The following is a 14,345-nucleotide window of genomic DNA, read 5'->3' as shown; positions in this document are numbered from 1 at the left end:
CCCCGCCCGCCTCTCCTGCCCAGGGAGCCGACATGACCGTCGACCCGAACGCCGCCACGCAAAGCTTCCCGCCACCGGAGCCGGCCCGCCGTGCCCCGGGGCCGGCCCGCTATCTCGTCCCGGCCCTGGTCGCGGCCGCGGTGGCGGTCGCCCTCGGCGTGTACGGCAGGACCCACCACCCGAGCGGCATCGCCTTCAACCTCGCCGGGTTCAGCAGCACGGGCGCGGTGAAGTCCTGGCTGGCCTCGACCGCGTTCTTCTTCGCCCTCGTCCAGTTGGTCAGCGCCTTCATGGTGTACGGCAAGCTGCCCGGACCGCGCTGGTCGGCGACGCTGCACCGCTGGTCGGGCCGGGTCGCCTTCCTGGTGGCGGTCCCGGTCGCCGTGCACTGCCTCTACGCGCTCGGCTACCAGAGCTACTCGACACGGGTCATGTGGCACTCCCTCCTGGGTTGCTTCTTCTTCGGTGTCTTCAGTGCCAAGATGCTGCTGCTGCGCTCGGAGCGGCTGCCCGGCTGGCTCCTGCCCCTCGTCGGCGGGCTGGTCTTCACCGCCCTCACCCTCCTCTGGCTGACGTCCGCCTTCTGGTTCTTCCGCACGTTCGGAGTGACGACATGACCCACCGCTCGACTCGGCGCACGGTGATCCTCGCGACGGGCGCGGCGGCGCTCGCCTCGGGCTGCAGCAAGTACGGCGACGGCAACGGCTCCGGATCGTCCTCGGCGAAGGCCTCCGCCGGTCAGGAGCTGGCGAAGACCTCCGACATCCCGGTCGGCGGCGGGAAGATCTTCGACCAGCAGAAGGTCGTGGTGACCCAGCCCCAGAAGGACGAGTTCAAGGCCTTCTCGGCGATCTGCACCCATCTCGGCTGCACGGTGAGCACGGTGGCGGACGGCACGATCGACTGCCCGTGCCACGGCAGCAAGTACCGCATCGCCGACGGCTCGGTGGCCGGCGGTCCCGCGCCCAAACCGCTGCCCGCCGAGCAGATCGAGGTGAAGGGAAATTCGATCCGCCTGGCGTGAGGTGCCGCGTACGCTCCGGTCCATGCACCCCGAGACCCTGGTACGCGACCACACGATCTACGCCTGCGTGATGGGTTCGCGCGCCTTCGGTCTGGCGACGGACGGCAGCGACACCGACCGCCGGGGCGTGTTCCTCGCCCCCACTCCCCTGTTCTGGCGCTTCGAGAAGCCGCCGACCCACGTCGAGGGGCCGGCGGAGGAGCAGTTCAGCTGGGAACTGGAGCGCTTCTGCGAGCTCGCGCTGCGCGCCAACCCGAACATCCTGGAGTGCCTGCACTCCCCGCTCGTCGAGTACGCCGACGACACGGGCCGCGAACTCCTCGCACTGCGCGGGGCGTTCCTCTCCCGCCGCGCCCACGAGACCTTCGCCCGCTACGCGCTCGGCCAGCGCAAGAAGCTGGAGGCGGACGTCCGCGCCCACGGCGCCCCGCGCTGGAAGCACGCCATGCACCTGCTGCGCCTGCTGACGAGCTCCCGCGATCTGCTGCGCACGGGCGCCCTCACCGTCGACGTCGGCGACCTGCGCGAGCCGCTGCTGGCCGTCAAGCGCGGGGAGGTCCCGTGGGCCGAGGTGGAGTCCTGGATGGGCCGCCTGGCGGACGAGGCGGACGAGGCGGCCCACCGCAGCCCGCTGCCCGAGGAGCCGGACCGGCGCCGGGTGGAGGACTTCCTCGTCCGCGTCCGCCGTGCCTCAGCCCTCCAGGCGGGTCCGTACGACGAAGTCGTGGAGGGCGTCGTACACGGTCGGGGCGTCGGGTAGCGGCGACGCCTGCTGCGCCTCGTCCAGCACGGCGTGCAACCGCTCCACGTCGGCCCGCACGCGCGCGTGGTCGACGTCGGCGTCCCCGTGCTCCCGCCGCGCCTTCGCCTCGATCAGTTCCGGCAGGTAGGCGGGGGCGTCCACCTCGCCGAGCAGGGTGGGCAGATGGGCCTGCACCTCGCCGCTGCGCATCAGGTGCACGCCCGTCAGCAGCACCCGGAACGTGTAGAGCAGCGGCTTGAGTTCACCGGTCTTCTCGAACAGCCGCCACTGCGTGTTCGCGAACCCCCGGTAGTGGTGCGCGTGATGGCCGGTGAGCACGCCCGGCGCGAGTGCGGCCAGTTCCCGGTGCGCGTCGGTGGTGTGCACGACCAGCGGCGACAGCAGCTGCTCCAGCACATAGCCGTTGCGCCGGAGCATCAGCCGTACGAACTTGCGCAGGTCGTGGGTGACGAGGTCCATCTCGACGCCGTCCCGGTCCCACATCCTGGACCGGGTCTCCGCCGGCTCCCGCAGCCCCACGAGGGCGGCCGTGGGCAGCAGGTGCACGCCGCGCAGGTCCACGTCCGAGTCGCGGGAGGGAAAGCCGTACAGGTGCGCACCGGAGACGGTGGCGAACAGCACGGGGTCGGGCTGCTCGGCCACCACGGGCGTCAGGTCGATGTCCAGGGTGTCGATCACCGCTCAAGCGTCCCAGAGGGCACCGAGGGTCATCAGGTCGCCCCGGTACTCGATGCGGTCCGCCCACTCCGTCGGCCAGGCGCCGGCGCCCAGGTACGCGCCGGCGAAGGCGCCCGTGAGGCAGGCGATGGAGTCCGAGTCGCCGGAGGTGCAGGCGGCCCGCCGGATCGCGGTGACGGGCTCGTCGACGAACATCAGGAAGCACAACAGGCCGGTGGCGAGGGCCTCTTCGGCGATCCAGCCGGCGCCGGTGGCCAGGCACGGGTCGGTCTCCGGCGAGACCGTGCGCACCGCGTCCTGAAGGCGGCCGAGGACCTCCAGGCACTCGTCCCAGCCGCGCGCGATGAAGTGCTCGGGGCTCGGATCCTGGCTGCGCTCCCACAGGTCACCGAGCCAGCGGTGGCGGTAGTTGCTGCGGTTCTCCAGGGCGTACGACCGCAGCTGTCCGACGAGTCCGGTGGGCTCGGCGCCCTGGGCGAGCAGGCGTACGGCACGGGCGGTGAGGTCGGAGGCGGCGAGGGCCGTGGGGTGTCCGTGGGTCAGCGCGGACTGCAACTGGGCGGCGCCCGAGCGCTGTTCGTCGCTCAGGTTGGGGACGAGTCCGATCGGCGCGACGCGCATGTTGGCGCCGCAGCCCTTGGATCCGATCTGGCTGGCGTCCTGCCAGGCCCGGTTGTCGTCCTTGAGCAGCTCGCAGGCGCGCAGACAGGTGTTGCCGGGCGCCCGGTTGTTCTCCGGCGACTGGTACCAGTCCACGAACTCCTGGCGCAGCGGTCGCTGAAGCAGCTGCGGCGCGAGGACTCCGCGGTCCATGGCCGTCCGCAGGGCCCGCCCGACCGCCAGCGTCATCTGGGTGTCGTCGGTGACGATCGCGGGCGTCGGCAGCGGCATCTGCCGCCAGGGCCCGCACTTGGCGAGGATCGCCGGGACGTCGTTGAACTCGGTGGGAAAGCCGAGCGCGTCCCCGAGGGCGAGCCCGGTCAACGCCCCGGTGGCGGCGCGCTTGTCGACGATGGTTGCGGTCATGCGGGGCGTCCTTCCCGGGACGGTCGGAGGAGGGGCGGAGAGAGGCTGGTGGCCGGTCCCGCGCGGTAGAGGGCGGCGGGTTTGCCGCGCCCGCCGGTCAGGCGCGCGGCGCCCGCGACGGGCTCGACGAAGCCCGGTGTGGCGAGCACCTTGCGGCGGAAGTTGGGCCGGTCCAGCGCGGTGCCCCAGACCGTCTCGTAGACCTGCCGCAGCTCGCCGAGGGTGAACTCGGGCGGGCAGAAGGCGGTGGCGAGGCAGGTGTACTCGAGTTTGGCGCCGACGCGGTCGCGGGCATCGGCGAGGATGCGGTCGTGGTCGAAGGCGAGAGGCAGCGCCGTGTCGCATTCCACCCACCGCGCGTCCGCCGCGTCGCTGCCCCCGTGCGGCTCGGGCGCGTTCGGCAGCAGCGCCGTGAACGCGACGGACACCACCCGCATCCGGGGATCGCGGCCGGGTTCGCTGTAGGTCCGCAGTTGCTCCAGGTGCAGTCCGGTGACGTCCTGCAGGCCCGTCTCCTCGGCGAGTTCGCGCCCCGCGGCCGTCTCGGCGGACTCGTCCGGCTCGACGAAGCCGCCGGGCAGCGCCCAGTGACCGGCGAACGGGTCCTGTCCGCGCTCGACGAGCAGGACGTGCAGGGCGCCGTCGCGGATGGTCAGGACGGCGAGGTCGACGGTGACGGCGAAGGGTTCGTAGGCGTACTTGTCGTACTCCATGCCCCCACCCCCTTAATGGTCACTTCGACTATAAACACGGGACCGGTGCTTTCACAAGCCCTCCGGGGGTAACCGGCACGCCATGGGTGAGATCCTGGTGGGCACGTGTTCGTGGACGGACCGCGCGCTGGTGGGCAGCGGCTGGTACCCGGCGGGGCGCAGGGACCCGGAGGGGCGGCTGCGGTACTACGCCGAGCGATTCCCGGTCGTCGAGGTCGACTCGACGTACTACGGACTGCCGAGCGCCCGCAACAGCCGGCTGTGGGCCGAACGGACCCCGGACGGCTTCGTCTTCGACGTGAAGGCCTTCTCGCTGCTCACCGGCCACCCGGCCCGCGACGCGGCCCTGCCGGACGGGATTCCCGCGAGACCGCACGACCCGAAGGTGCTCGACGAGGTGTGGGCCCGTTTCACCGAGGGGATCGAGCCGCTGCGGGAGGCCGGGCGGCTGGGCGGCGTGCTGTTCCAGTTCCCGCCGTGGTTCCGGCCCGGCCGACGGGCGGGGCAGTTCCTGAAGGAGTGCGCCGAGCGGACCGCCGGATGGCCGCTCGCCGTGGAGTTCCGGCACCCCGGATGGTGGCGCGAGGAGTGGGCGGAGGCGACCCGCGCCCTGCTCGGCCGGTACGGCATGACGGCGGTGGCCGTCGACATGAACCGGACGCTGCCCTCGTCCGTTCCGCCGGTCACCCCGGTGACCTCGTCGCGGCTGTCCGTCGTCCGCTTCCACGGGCGCAGTCCCGCCTGGGGGTCGGGCAGCAAGGAGGACCGCTTCCGGCACGACTACGACGAGGACGAACTCGCCGAGTGGCTCCCGCGGTTACGGGACCTCGCCGCCCGCGTCGACCGGCTGCACGTCCTGTTCAACAACTGCTGCGGCACCGCGTCCGTCCGGGCCGCCGAGCTGATGCGGCGCCTGCTCGACGGCGCGGGCCGGACGGGATCGGGCTGCGGCTGATCAGCCGTCGCGCCCCAGAAAGGCCAGCAACCGGGCGCCGGGACCCGCGTACGGGGACACGGTGACCGGCGCGGCGAACCGGACGCCGCGGTCCTCGGGCGCGACCACGCACCGCGCCACCGGCAGCAGTTCGGCCGCCAGCGCACGCGGCACGGGCCGGGGCCGCCCGCAGGACCGCGCCACGTCCCACCCGTGCACGGTGATCTCGACGGCGCCCACCGCGGCCATCACCCGCACGTCCAGCGGCACTTCGCCCACCAGCACCCGCTCCCCCGGCCCGGCCGCCCAGGCCCCGAGCACGGCACACGCGCGCGTGCGGAACGCGCAGGCGAGGTCGACGGCCGCGGGAGCCGCGGGCGACAGCCCGATCCGCCCGCCCGTCAGCCCCGCGTACAGCGCGTCCAGCGAGTCGGCGAGATGCCCGAGCAGCTCCCCGAGATCCCAGTCCGCGCACGGCGTGGCCCGCTCCAGGCTCCCGGGCGGCACCGCTGCGACGCTCCCCAGCGCGTAGGCGAGCGAACGCTCCAGCAGTGCACCGCAGTCCCTCGTCGTGGTCATGGCGCTCCCTCCGTCCCTCTACAGACCGGCGGGGGCGCCAAAACGAATCGGCCGGCCCGGACGAATCCGGAACCGGCCGAGACCCGCGGGCGGGATCAGAGATCGACTTCCTTCATCAGCATGCCGACCTCGGTGTTCGACAGCCGTCGCAGCCAGCCCGACTTCTGGTCGCCCAGGGTGATCGGCCCGAAGGAGGTGCGCACCAGCTTCTCGACCGGGAAGCCGGCCTCGGCGAGCATGCGGCGCACGATGTGCTTGCGGCCCTCGTGCAGGGTCACCTCGACCAGGTAGTTCTTGCCGGTCTGCTCGACGACCCGGAAGTGGTCCGCGCGGGCGTAGCCGTCCTCCAGCTGGATGCCGTCCTTGAGCTTCTTGCCCAGGTCGCGCGGGATGGGGCCCACGATGGCGGCGAGATAGGTCTTCTTCACGCCGTACTTGGGGTGGGTCAGCCGGTGCGCCAGCTCGCCGTGGTTGGTGAGCAGGATGACGCCCTCGGTCTCGGTGTCGAGCCGTCCCACGTGGAAGAGCCGGGTCTCCCGGTTGGTGACGTAGTCCCCGAGGCACTGACGGCCCTCCGGGTCCTCCATCGTGGAGACGACACCGGCGGGCTTGTTCAGCGAGAAGAACTGGTACGACTGCGTCGCGACCGTCAGGCCGTCGACCTTGACCTCGTCCTTCTCCGGGTCGACGCGCTTGCCCTGCTCGAGGACGATCTCGCCGTTGACCTCGACGCGGGCCTGCTCGATGAGCTCCTCGCAGGCACGCCGGGAGCCGTAGCCCGCGCGCGCGAGGACCTTCTGCAGCCGCTCGCCCTCCTGCTCGGCGCCGGGGAACGTCTTGGGCAGCTTCACTTCCTTCTTGCCCGCGTACCGCTCCCGGTTGCGCTCCTCGGCGCGCGCCTCGTACTCGCGGGAGGTGCCGGGGGCAGTACGCCCGCGCCCGCCCTGCTGGGACTGCCTGGGGCCGCCTTTGGCGCCGCCGCGGGCCGAACCGCCGCGGCCCGACTTCGGGCCGTCCTGGGTGGCGCCGGGGCCCACGTCGTAGCGCCGCTCCTCCGGGCGCGGCTTCTTCGGCCGGCCGGCCCCCTGCTTGTCGTCACGGGAATTGCCGGCGCCGCGGTAGTTACCGCGGCCACCGCTGCTCCCGCCGCGGCCGCCGCTGTTGCCACCACGGCTCCCGCCGTTGTTTCCGCTGCTGTTCCTGCCGCTGCTGCTTCGCATCAAAGTTCCGTCTTGTCGTCTGCGTCCTCGGAATCCGGAGCGTCCGGATCGAACGACGGCACGCCCTCCTGGGTCTCGGCCTCGATCGCCTCCGCCTCCGGGAGGAAGGGCGCGAGCTCCGGGAGCTCGTCCAGACCGCGCAGGCCCATCCGCTCCAGGAAGTAGTTCGTCGTCCTGTACAGGATCGCACCTGTTTCGGGTTCCGTGCCCGCCTCCTCGACCAGACCCCGCTGCAACAGGGTGCGCATGACCCCGTCGCAGTTGACTCCGCGCACGGCCGAGACGCGGCTGCGGCTCACCGGCTGGCGGTAGGCGACGACGGCCAGCGTCTCCAGGGCCGCCTGGGTGAGCCGCGCCGTCTGGCCGTCCAGGACGAGGCGCTCGACGGCCGCGGCGTACTCGGGGCGGGTGTAGAAACGCCAGCCGCCGGCGACGAACCGCAGCTCGAAGCCACGGCCCTGCACGGTGTAGTCGTCGGCCAGCTCCCGCAGGGCGCTCGCGATCTGTCGCCTGGGCCGCTCCAGGATCTTCGCCAGATGCTCCTCGGTCGCGGGCTCGTCCACGACCATCAGGACGGCTTCCAGGGCGGGCTTGAGGTCGAGGCCGGCGACGGAACGCAGCCCGGCCGGGAGTTCGGTGGTGTCATCGCTCACGCCTTGTCCTCCTTGGGCGGCTCGGGCGGTCGGTCGAATTCGTCGGTCACCTTCGGCTGGGCCTCACCCTCGCCGCCGGTCCACCGCACGAGCAGTTCCCCGAGGGCCGTCTCCTGCTCCAGGGCCACGGCCTTCTCCCGGTACAGCTCCAGCAGCGCCAGGAACCTCGCCACGACGGTGAGCGTGTCGTCGGTGTCCTCCACCAGGGCCCGGAAGCTGGCCTCGCCGAGCTCCCGCAGCCGCGCCACCACGATCCCGGCCTGCTCCTGCACGCTGACCAGCGGCGCGTGGATGTGGTCGACGTACACCTGCGGCTTGGGCCTGGGCTGCATCGCCTTGACCGCGAGCCGGGCGAAGCCTTCCGGGCCGATGCTGATGACGACCTCGGGCAGCAGCTCGGCGTGGTGCGGTTCGAGGCCGACGGTACGGGGGTAGCGCCGGGCCTCGTCCTCCAGCCGGGCGCTGAAGATGTCGGCGATCTGTTTGTACGCCCGGTACTGCAGCAGCCGCGCGAACAGCAGGTCCCGTGCCTCGAGGAGCGCCAGGTCGCCCTCGTCCTCCACCTCGGCGGACGGCAGCAGCCGGGCGGCCTTGAGGTCGAGCAGGGTGGCGGCGACGACGAGGAACTCGGTCGTCTGGTCCAGGTCCCAGTCCGGACCCATGGCCCGGATGTGCGCCATGAACTCGTCGGTGACCTTGGACAGGGCGACCTCGGTGACGTCCAGCTTGTGCTTGGAGATCAGCTGGAGCAGCAGGTCGAAGGGGCCCTCGAAGTTGGAGAGCCGCACCTTGAAGACGCCGTCGCCGGGTGCCTCGGCAGCGGCCTCGGGGAGCACCTCGGGCTCCGGCTCCGGCTCCACAACGGCCGGCTCCGGCTCCGGCTCCGGCTCCGGCTCCGGCTCCGGCTCCGGCTCCGGCTCCACAACGGCCGGTTCCGGCTCCGGTTGCACATCGGCCGGTTCCCGCTCCGGCTCCACATCGGCAGGTTCCGGCTCCGGTTCCACATCGGCCGGTACGACCTCCGGTACGACGGCCGGTACACCCTCCGGTGCGGTCTCCGGGGCCTCGGCGGGCGCGGTGCCCGGTCCCCGCCCCAGCGCACGCCGACGGCCGGCGCCTGCGCCGGGGCTGGGAACGTCGTTCGAGGTCATGGCCCCCGCAGGCTACCGCCTACCGCCCGCGCAGCCGACGTACCAGAATGCTCGCGTCCCCACGGGACTCCAGATCGGCCAGCACCACGGCGACCGCCTCGCGGACGATCCGCCCGCGGTCGACCGCCAGCCCGTGCTCGCCGCGCAGGACGAGACGGGCGTGCTCCAGGTCCATCAGCTCCTCGGCGGAGACGTACACGGTGATCTTCTCGTCGTGCCGCTCCCGCCCGCTGGGGCGCCGGTTGGCAGCCCGTCCGCGCTTGCGGGGCTGTGCGGCGGCCGCCGGCGCGGCAGAACCTTCCTGCGCCGTCTGACGCCGCGCGGGGCGGCTGCGGGACTCGCCCGCGTCGATCGACTGTTCCGGCTCCGCCGCCACGTGCTCGGCGCCCTCGCCGTCGCCGCCCTGCGCGGGCACCGACTGCGGCGCGTCCTCGGACGGCACCACGGCCGGGTCGCTCTCGCCGGCGGGCGCGGGCACCCTGGCCTCACCGTTGGCCCCACGCCGCGGCGTGGACGGCTGGAGCGCCATTCCCCCTGTCGTACGGAAGAGTTCGTCGGCCCCCGGCAGACTCACTCGGCGTGACACCGGGCGAGCACCTCCCTGGCGAGCTGACGGTAGGCGGCGGCGCCGACGGAGTTGGAGGCGTACGTGGTGATCGGCTCGCCGGCGACCGTGGTCTCCGGGAAGCGGACCGTGCGCCCGATGACCGTGTGGTAGACGTGGTCGTCGAACGCCTCGACGACACGCGCGAGCACCTCACGGCTGTGCACGGTGCGCGAGTCGTACATCGTGGCGAGGATCCCGTCGAGCTCCAGCTCGGGGTTGAGCCGCTCCTGAACCTTCTCGATGGTCTCCGTCAGCAGCGCGACACCACGCAGGGCGAAGAACTCGCACTCCAGAGGCACTATCACCTTGTGCGCGGCCGTCAGCGCGTTCACCGTCAGCAGACCCAGCGAGGGCTGACAGTCGATCACGATGTAGTCGTAGTCGGCCATGAGCGGCTTCAGCGCACGCTGCAGCGTCGACTCGCGCGCGACCTCGGAGACCAGCTGGACCTCGGCCGCCGACAGGTCGATGTTGCTCGGGAGCAGGTCCATGTTCGGGACCGCGGTCTTCAGGAGCACCTCGTCGGCCGCCATGCCCCGCTCCATGAGCAGGTTGTAGACGGTGAGGTCGAGCTCCATCGGGTTGACGCCGAGACCCACCGACAGCGCGCCCTGCGGGTCGAAGTCCACGAGCAGCACGCGCCGTCCGTACTCCGCCAGCGCGGCACCCAGGTTGATGGTCGACGTCGTCTTGCCGACGCCGCCCTTCTGGTTGCACATCGCGATGATCTTCGCGGGGCCGTGGTCGGTCAGCGGCCCCGGGATCGGGAAGTACGGCAGCGGGCGACCGGTCGGGCCGACGCGCTCACGGCGCTGCCGGGCGGCGTCGGGCGCGAGCGTGGCCGCGTACTCGGGATCGGGTTCGTACTCGGCGTCCGGGTCGTAGAAGTGCCCGTCGGGCAGTTCGTCGTAGTCGGCGAAGTGGTTGTGGGGCGCGCCACTTCCGTCGCCGGCCATGGCGTTCACGTGATGGCCATCCATGCTCTGGTGTGCTGTCCCGGCAAGTTGCGGACCGGGGCTCTGGTGGGCTGCGAAGGTGCGCACAGCAACGGAGCCGACAGCCTCGAACCCCGCGGGGCCCTGGCCCCGTACAGGCATTCCTGGTTGACCACCCCCGGGAGAAAATGTCGACTCATTCACAAGTCGTCTTACCTCCTTGGTGACCAGGAAACTTCTAGACAGGTCAGCGTGGCACCATGCCGACGGTTGGCGACTCTATGGCGTGTCGGGCGTCCACAGCAACACAATCCGCCGGACCCGGCTCGATGTGTCGACAATGAAACATCCCACTGTCAAGGGCGTACGGCCGTCGCACGGCAGGTTTCACCGGTGTGCGAATCGACCGAAGAGTTACGTTCGAGGCGAGTTGAGCGAGAGTCGCAAAGTGACCATACACACATTCGGCCGGACCTTGTGGGGCAAGGTCCGGCCGTGTGTGCAGGGTTGACGCGTCTTGTTGACGTATCGCCTTTACGAAAAGGTGACTTAGTTCTCCGGTGGCCGGCGGGGGACTCAGCCGAGGAGCGACTCGAGCTCCACATGCTCCAGGCCGTGCGCCTCCGCGACCTCGCGGTAAACGACCTTGCCGTCATGGGTGTTGAGGCCCTTGGCGAGCGCGGGGTCGCGGCGCAGCGCCTCCACCCAGCCGCGGTTCGCCAGCTCGACGATGTACGGCAGCGTGGCGTTGGTGAGCGCGTAGGTGGAGGTGTTGGGCACCGCGCCGGGCATGTTGGCGACGCAGTAGAAGACCGAGTCGTGCACCTGGAAGGTCGGCTCGGCGTGCGTGGTCGGGTGGGAGTCCTCGAAGCAGCCGCCCTGGTCGATCGCGATGTCGACAAGGACACTTCCCGGCTTCATCCGCGCCACGAGCTCGTTGGTGACCAGCTTCGGGGCCTTGGCACCCGGGATGAGGACCGCGCCGATGACGAGGTCGGCGTCCAGGACGGCCTTCTCCAGCTCCAGGGAGTTGGACATGATCGCGCGGACCTTGGTGCCGAAGACCTTGTCGGCCTCGCGGAGCTTGTTGATGTCGCGGTCGAGCAGGGTGACGTGGAAGCCCATGCCGACGGCGATCTGCGTGGCGTTCCAGCCGGAGACGCCGCCGCCGATGACGACGGCCCGCGCGGGCTGGGTGCCGGGGACGCCGCCGGGCAGCACGCCGCGGCCGCCGACCGAGCGCATCAGGTGGTAGGCGCCGACCTGCGGGGCGAGCCGGCCCGCGACCTCGGACATCGGGGCGAGCAGCGGGAGCGCGCGGGAGGGCAGCTCGACGGTCTCGTAGGCGATCGCGGTCGTGCCCGACTCGATGAGCGCGTCCGTGCACTCCTTGGAGGCGGCCAGGTGCAGGTAGGTGAAGAGCGTCTGGTCCTTGCGCAGGCGGTGGTACTCCTCCGCGATGGGCTCCTTGACCTTCAGCAGCAGGTCCGCGGTGGCCCACACCTCGTCGGCGGTGCCGAGGATCCGGGCGCCCGCGGCGACGTACTCCTCGTCCGGGATCGACGAGCCGGCACCGGCGCCCTGCTCGATGACGACCTGGTGGCCGTGGCGCACGAGCTCGTGCACGCCGGACGGGGTGATGGCCACCCGGAACTCGTTGTTCTTGACCTCGCGGGGGATGCCGACCTTCACGTCGATCACGGTCCTTGGCTCAGTGGATGTGGGGCAATACAACACATACCCAGGCATGCATGAGCACACCGGGAGACACCGCAGGAGAAGGTGCGGCAGAGCCAGTCTAATGAAGGTGTTCCCGGTGTCTAGCCTTTCATTGCATCAATCTTCAGCAGGTGTACTACGGATTTCGCAGGCGTCAGCGTCTTGTTTCGTTTCATCGATCGGTTCCGGCAGGTCCGGCTCCTCACCGAGCAGCCGCTCGGCGTCGCCCCGGTGCAGCTGCGCGGCGGCGGGATCGCCGAGGTGGTCCATCGTGTCGGCGAGCCGCAGCTGCAGCGCCGCCTGGAGCCGTACGTCGTCGGCGCGGCGCGCGAGGTCCAGCGCCTCGTGGCAGGTTCGCAGCGACTCCTCCGGGCGTCCGGCGTACTCCTGGACCCGCGCCGTCTCGCTCAACGCCCGTGCCTGGGCGGCCACATCGCCGTTCTTGCGGTGTCCGGCGGCCGCCGACCGCCAGTTGCGCAGCGCCTCGCCGTAGCGGCCCGCGTAGGTGTGCGCGGCGGCGATACGGCCATACAGCCGGGCGGCCTCGGCGCGCTCGTCCCGGGCCAGGCGCTGGGCGAGGGCCCGGCCGAACCAGTCGGCGGCCCGGTCGTAGTCCCCGAGCTCCAGATGCGCGCCGCCTACGGATTCCATCGCGCGTCCGGTCGCGTACGGGTCGTTCGCCTCCCGTCCGGCGTCCAGCGCGGCCCGGTAGCGCATCAGGGCGTCCGCCGTGCGCCCCGTCTGCGCGTCCAGGTCCCCCAGGTTCAGCAGGGCCGCCGCGGCCTCCCGGGGCAGCTTCCGGCGCTCGGCGACGTCCAGGACCAGCCCGTGGACGCCGTACAGGTCCGGCGCGGCGGCCTGCATGCCGAAGTGCGCGACCATCGTCCTGACCAGCTGGGACATCAGGCGGCGGGCCAGCGTGTCCAGCTCCCCGTCGGCCACCGCGGCCCGGGCGGCGGCCAGCAGGGCCGGCCGGCGCAGCCGCAGCCAGTCCTCGGCGGCGCGCGGGTGCGGAAAGCGCAGGGAGCGGGGCATGCCCTGGAGCTTCTCGCGGGCCTCGGCGCTGTCGGTCTCGGTGATGGCCCGGCACGACTGCAGCAGCCGCACCGTCCGCTCCAGCATCCGGGCGCGGGCCAGCTGCAGCTCGGCGGGGCGCTCCTGGGTCTCGGCGAGGGTCTTGAGCAGGGGGTGCAGACAACCCGGGACCTCGTACTGCGGCAGCGGCGAGTCCACGGAGCGCAGCAGGCCGAGGGCGACGAAGTCGTCCAGCGTGGTGCGGGCGCCGCCCACCGAGCAGCCGGCCAGCGCGGACGCGCTGTGCGGGTCGATCAGGCCGCCCGGCGCGAGGGAGAGCAGTCGCAGTATCCGGGCGGCGGCGGAGGGCAGCGAGGCGTAGGAGAGCCGGAAGACGCGGCCGAGCGGGGTGCCCTCCTGGCCGTCGGCCCGCAGTTGCTTGGCGAGGTCGGCGACGGCGGCCTTGGGACGCGCGGCGAGCCAGCCGCCCGCCAGCCGAAGCGCGGCGGGCTGGCCCTGGCACTCCTCGACCAGGCCCTCGGCGGCCCGCGGGTCGACGGTGATGCGGACGGAGCCGGTGTACTCGGTCAGCAGCTCGATGGCGGACTTGGTGTCGAGGCCGCCGAGGGTGCAGGGGCGGACGTCGGAGATGCCGGTGAGGGGGCCGTCGGAGACGGCGACGACCAGACAGTCCGGGCTGTCCGGGAGCAGGGCGTCGACCTGCTCGGCGTCGGCCGCGTCGTCGAGCAGGATCAGCGTCCGGCGGTCGGCGAGGGCCGTGCGCAGCGCCTCGGACAGCTCGTCCGCGGCGGCTCCGGCCGGGGTCGGCCGGTCCAGCGCCGCCAGCAGGTCGCGAGCGGTGCGCTCGGTGGGGACAGGGGTGCCGTCGGGCTCGCTGAGCCGCGCCCGCAGCACCCCGTCGTCGTAACGGTCCGCGACCTGCCGTACGAGTTCCTCGGCCAGGGCCGTGCGCCCGGAGCCGGGCCGTCCCGCGATGAGCAGCACACGCGCGCGTGGAGGTTTCTTTCCGGACAGGGTGTCCAGGCCCGCACGCGCGATGTCGGCGCGCAGTTCCTTCAACTCCCTTGTACGGCCGAGGAACTGACGCTCCGCAGCACCGCGCTCCGACAGCCGTACGCCGCCTGGGTCCACCGCCTGATCCGTCACGGGCACACTCCCGTCCCACCACACGCAAGAGCCCGCCGGGACTCCGGTCCGGGCGGTAACAGAGCCTAGTTCACGCTCTGCAACGGTCCAGGTGGAGCGCGGCGGGCAGGTCCCCCGATCGGATCAGCAGATGGTCACACCGGTGGCGTCTCTGATGGCCCG

15 protein-coding genes are annotated in these 14,345 nt (G+C 71.9%); 4 read left to right on the top strand and 11 right to left on the bottom strand.

What is annotated here, in order from left to right; all coding sequences use genetic code 11:
• Positions 1-32 precede the first annotated feature (32 nt).
• Genes ACQF4J_RS35365 through ACQF4J_RS35355 form a run of 3 tightly spaced genes read left to right on the top strand, consistent with a single transcriptional unit; the run spans position 33 to position 1,784 of the window.
• Positions 33-617, top strand: a complete 585-nt coding sequence (locus ACQF4J_RS35365; RefSeq protein WP_351574499.1) for a DUF6529 family protein — start codon at positions 33-35, stop codon at positions 615-617.
• A complete protein-coding gene (locus ACQF4J_RS35360) occupies positions 614-1,024 on the top strand; it encodes a Rieske (2Fe-2S) protein (protein ID WP_351574496.1) in 411 nt (136 codons plus the stop codon). The genes ACQF4J_RS35365 and ACQF4J_RS35360 overlap by 4 nt, the downstream gene beginning before the upstream one ends.
• 22 nt (positions 1,025-1,046) lie before the next feature.
• Positions 1,047-1,784, top strand: coding sequence for a nucleotidyltransferase domain-containing protein (locus ACQF4J_RS35355; RefSeq protein WP_427167635.1), 738 nt, complete (start codon positions 1,047-1,049; stop codon positions 1,782-1,784).
• On the opposite strand, the gene ACQF4J_RS35350 is transcribed toward ACQF4J_RS35355, so the two are convergent.
• Genes ACQF4J_RS35350 through ACQF4J_RS35340 form a run of 3 tightly spaced genes read right to left on the bottom strand, consistent with a single transcriptional unit; the run spans position 1,716 to position 4,204 of the window.
• Positions 1,716-2,465, bottom strand: coding sequence for a nucleotidyltransferase domain-containing protein (locus tag ACQF4J_RS35350; RefSeq protein ID WP_427167634.1), 750 nt, complete (start codon positions 2,463-2,465; stop codon positions 1,716-1,718). The two genes, ACQF4J_RS35355 and ACQF4J_RS35350, sit on opposite strands and share 69 nt — an antisense overlap.
• Before the next feature lie 3 nt (positions 2,466-2,468).
• Positions 2,469-3,491 (bottom strand): ADP-ribosylglycohydrolase family protein, encoded by a 1,023-nt coding sequence (locus tag ACQF4J_RS35345; RefSeq protein ID WP_351574487.1) that lies wholly within the window; start codon positions 3,489-3,491, stop codon positions 2,469-2,471.
• Positions 3,488-4,204: an NUDIX hydrolase gene (locus tag ACQF4J_RS35340; protein ID WP_351574484.1), complete on the bottom strand. Its 717-nt coding sequence runs from the start codon at positions 4,202-4,204 to the stop codon at positions 3,488-3,490. Before ACQF4J_RS35340 ends, ACQF4J_RS35345 begins: the two co-directional genes overlap by 4 nt.
• Positions 4,205-4,286: 82 nt before the next feature.
• Here ACQF4J_RS35340 and ACQF4J_RS35335 point away from each other — a divergent pair, with 82 nt between their 5' ends.
• Positions 4,287-5,159 carry a DUF72 domain-containing protein gene (locus ACQF4J_RS35335; protein ID WP_351803554.1) on the top strand — a complete coding sequence of 291 codons (873 nt, stop codon included), beginning with the start codon at positions 4,287-4,289 and terminating at the stop codon, positions 5,157-5,159.
• On the opposite strand, the gene ACQF4J_RS35330 is transcribed toward ACQF4J_RS35335, so the two are convergent.
• The 8 genes from ACQF4J_RS35330 to ACQF4J_RS35295 form a co-directional block, all read right to left on the bottom strand.
• Positions 5,160-5,717 carry a TIGR03086 family metal-binding protein gene (locus tag ACQF4J_RS35330; protein ID WP_351574478.1) on the bottom strand — a complete coding sequence of 186 codons (558 nt, stop codon included), beginning with the start codon at positions 5,715-5,717 and terminating at the stop codon, positions 5,160-5,162.
• Between the two features lie 95 nt (positions 5,718-5,812).
• Positions 5,813-6,937, bottom strand: coding sequence for a pseudouridine synthase (locus tag ACQF4J_RS35325; RefSeq protein ID WP_351574475.1), 1,125 nt, complete (start codon positions 6,935-6,937; stop codon positions 5,813-5,815).
• Positions 6,937-7,590 carry an SMC-Scp complex subunit ScpB gene (gene scpB, locus ACQF4J_RS35320; RefSeq protein ID WP_351574473.1) on the bottom strand — a complete coding sequence of 218 codons (654 nt, stop codon included), beginning with the start codon at positions 7,588-7,590 and terminating at the stop codon, positions 6,937-6,939. The genes ACQF4J_RS35325 and scpB overlap by 1 nt, the downstream gene beginning before the upstream one ends.
• Positions 7,587-8,741 (bottom strand): segregation and condensation protein A, encoded by a 1,155-nt coding sequence (locus ACQF4J_RS35315; protein ID WP_427167632.1) that lies wholly within the window; start codon positions 8,739-8,741, stop codon positions 7,587-7,589. The genes scpB and ACQF4J_RS35315 overlap by 4 nt, the downstream gene beginning before the upstream one ends.
• 19 nt (positions 8,742-8,760) lie before the next feature.
• Positions 8,761-9,327 carry a hypothetical protein gene (locus ACQF4J_RS35310; protein ID WP_351574467.1) on the bottom strand — a complete coding sequence of 189 codons (567 nt, stop codon included), beginning with the start codon at positions 9,325-9,327 and terminating at the stop codon, positions 8,761-8,763.
• Positions 9,312-10,445 carry a ParA family protein gene (locus ACQF4J_RS35305; protein WP_079078189.1) on the bottom strand — a complete coding sequence of 378 codons (1,134 nt, stop codon included), beginning with the start codon at positions 10,443-10,445 and terminating at the stop codon, positions 9,312-9,314. The genes ACQF4J_RS35310 and ACQF4J_RS35305 overlap by 16 nt, the downstream gene beginning before the upstream one ends.
• 414 nt (positions 10,446-10,859) lie before the next feature.
• A complete protein-coding gene (gene ald / locus ACQF4J_RS35300; RefSeq protein WP_351574670.1) occupies positions 10,860-11,975 on the bottom strand; it encodes an alanine dehydrogenase in 1,116 nt (371 codons plus the stop codon).
• Positions 11,976-12,119: 144 nt separating this feature from the next.
• Positions 12,120-14,183, bottom strand: a complete 2,064-nt coding sequence (locus ACQF4J_RS35295; protein ID WP_351574464.1) for a tetratricopeptide repeat protein — start codon at positions 14,181-14,183, stop codon at positions 12,120-12,122.
• Positions 14,184-14,345 lie beyond the last annotated feature (162 nt).

Origin of the sequence: Streptomyces sp. C1-1, assembly GCF_050214755.1 — a bacterium.
GTDB lineage: Bacteria > Actinomycetota > Actinomycetes > Streptomycetales > Streptomycetaceae > Streptomyces.
This window is presented reverse-complemented; position numbering and strand designations above follow the sequence as displayed.

Coding starts and splice junctions, on each gene's coding strand:
- ACQF4J_RS35365 (WP_351574499.1), top strand. CDS start 33: ATGACCGTCGACCCGAACGCCGCCACGCAAAGCTTCCCGCCACCGGAG.
- ACQF4J_RS35360 (WP_351574496.1), top strand. CDS start 614: ATGACCCACCGCTCGACTCGGCGCACGGTGATCCTCGCGACGGGCGCG.
- ACQF4J_RS35355 (WP_427167635.1), top strand. CDS start 1,047: ATGCACCCCGAGACCCTGGTACGCGACCACACGATCTACGCCTGCGTG.
- ACQF4J_RS35345 (WP_351574487.1), bottom strand. CDS start 3,491: ATGACCGCAACCATCGTCGACAAGCGCGCCGCCACCGGGGCGTTGACC.
- ACQF4J_RS35340 (WP_351574484.1), bottom strand. CDS start 4,204: ATGGAGTACGACAAGTACGCCTACGAACCCTTCGCCGTCACCGTCGAC.
- ACQF4J_RS35335 (WP_351803554.1), top strand. CDS start 4,287: ATGGGTGAGATCCTGGTGGGCACGTGTTCGTGGACGGACCGCGCGCTG.
- ACQF4J_RS35330 (WP_351574478.1), bottom strand. CDS start 5,717: ATGACCACGACGAGGGACTGCGGTGCACTGCTGGAGCGTTCGCTCGCC.
- ACQF4J_RS35325 (WP_351574475.1), bottom strand. CDS start 6,937: ATGCGAAGCAGCAGCGGCAGGAACAGCAGCGGAAACAACGGCGGGAGC.
- ACQF4J_RS35315 (WP_427167632.1), bottom strand. CDS start 8,741: ATGACCTCGAACGACGTTCCCAGCCCCGGCGCAGGCGCCGGCCGTCGG.
- ACQF4J_RS35305 (WP_079078189.1), bottom strand. CDS start 10,445: ATGCCTGTACGGGGCCAGGGCCCCGCGGGGTTCGAGGCTGTCGGCTCC.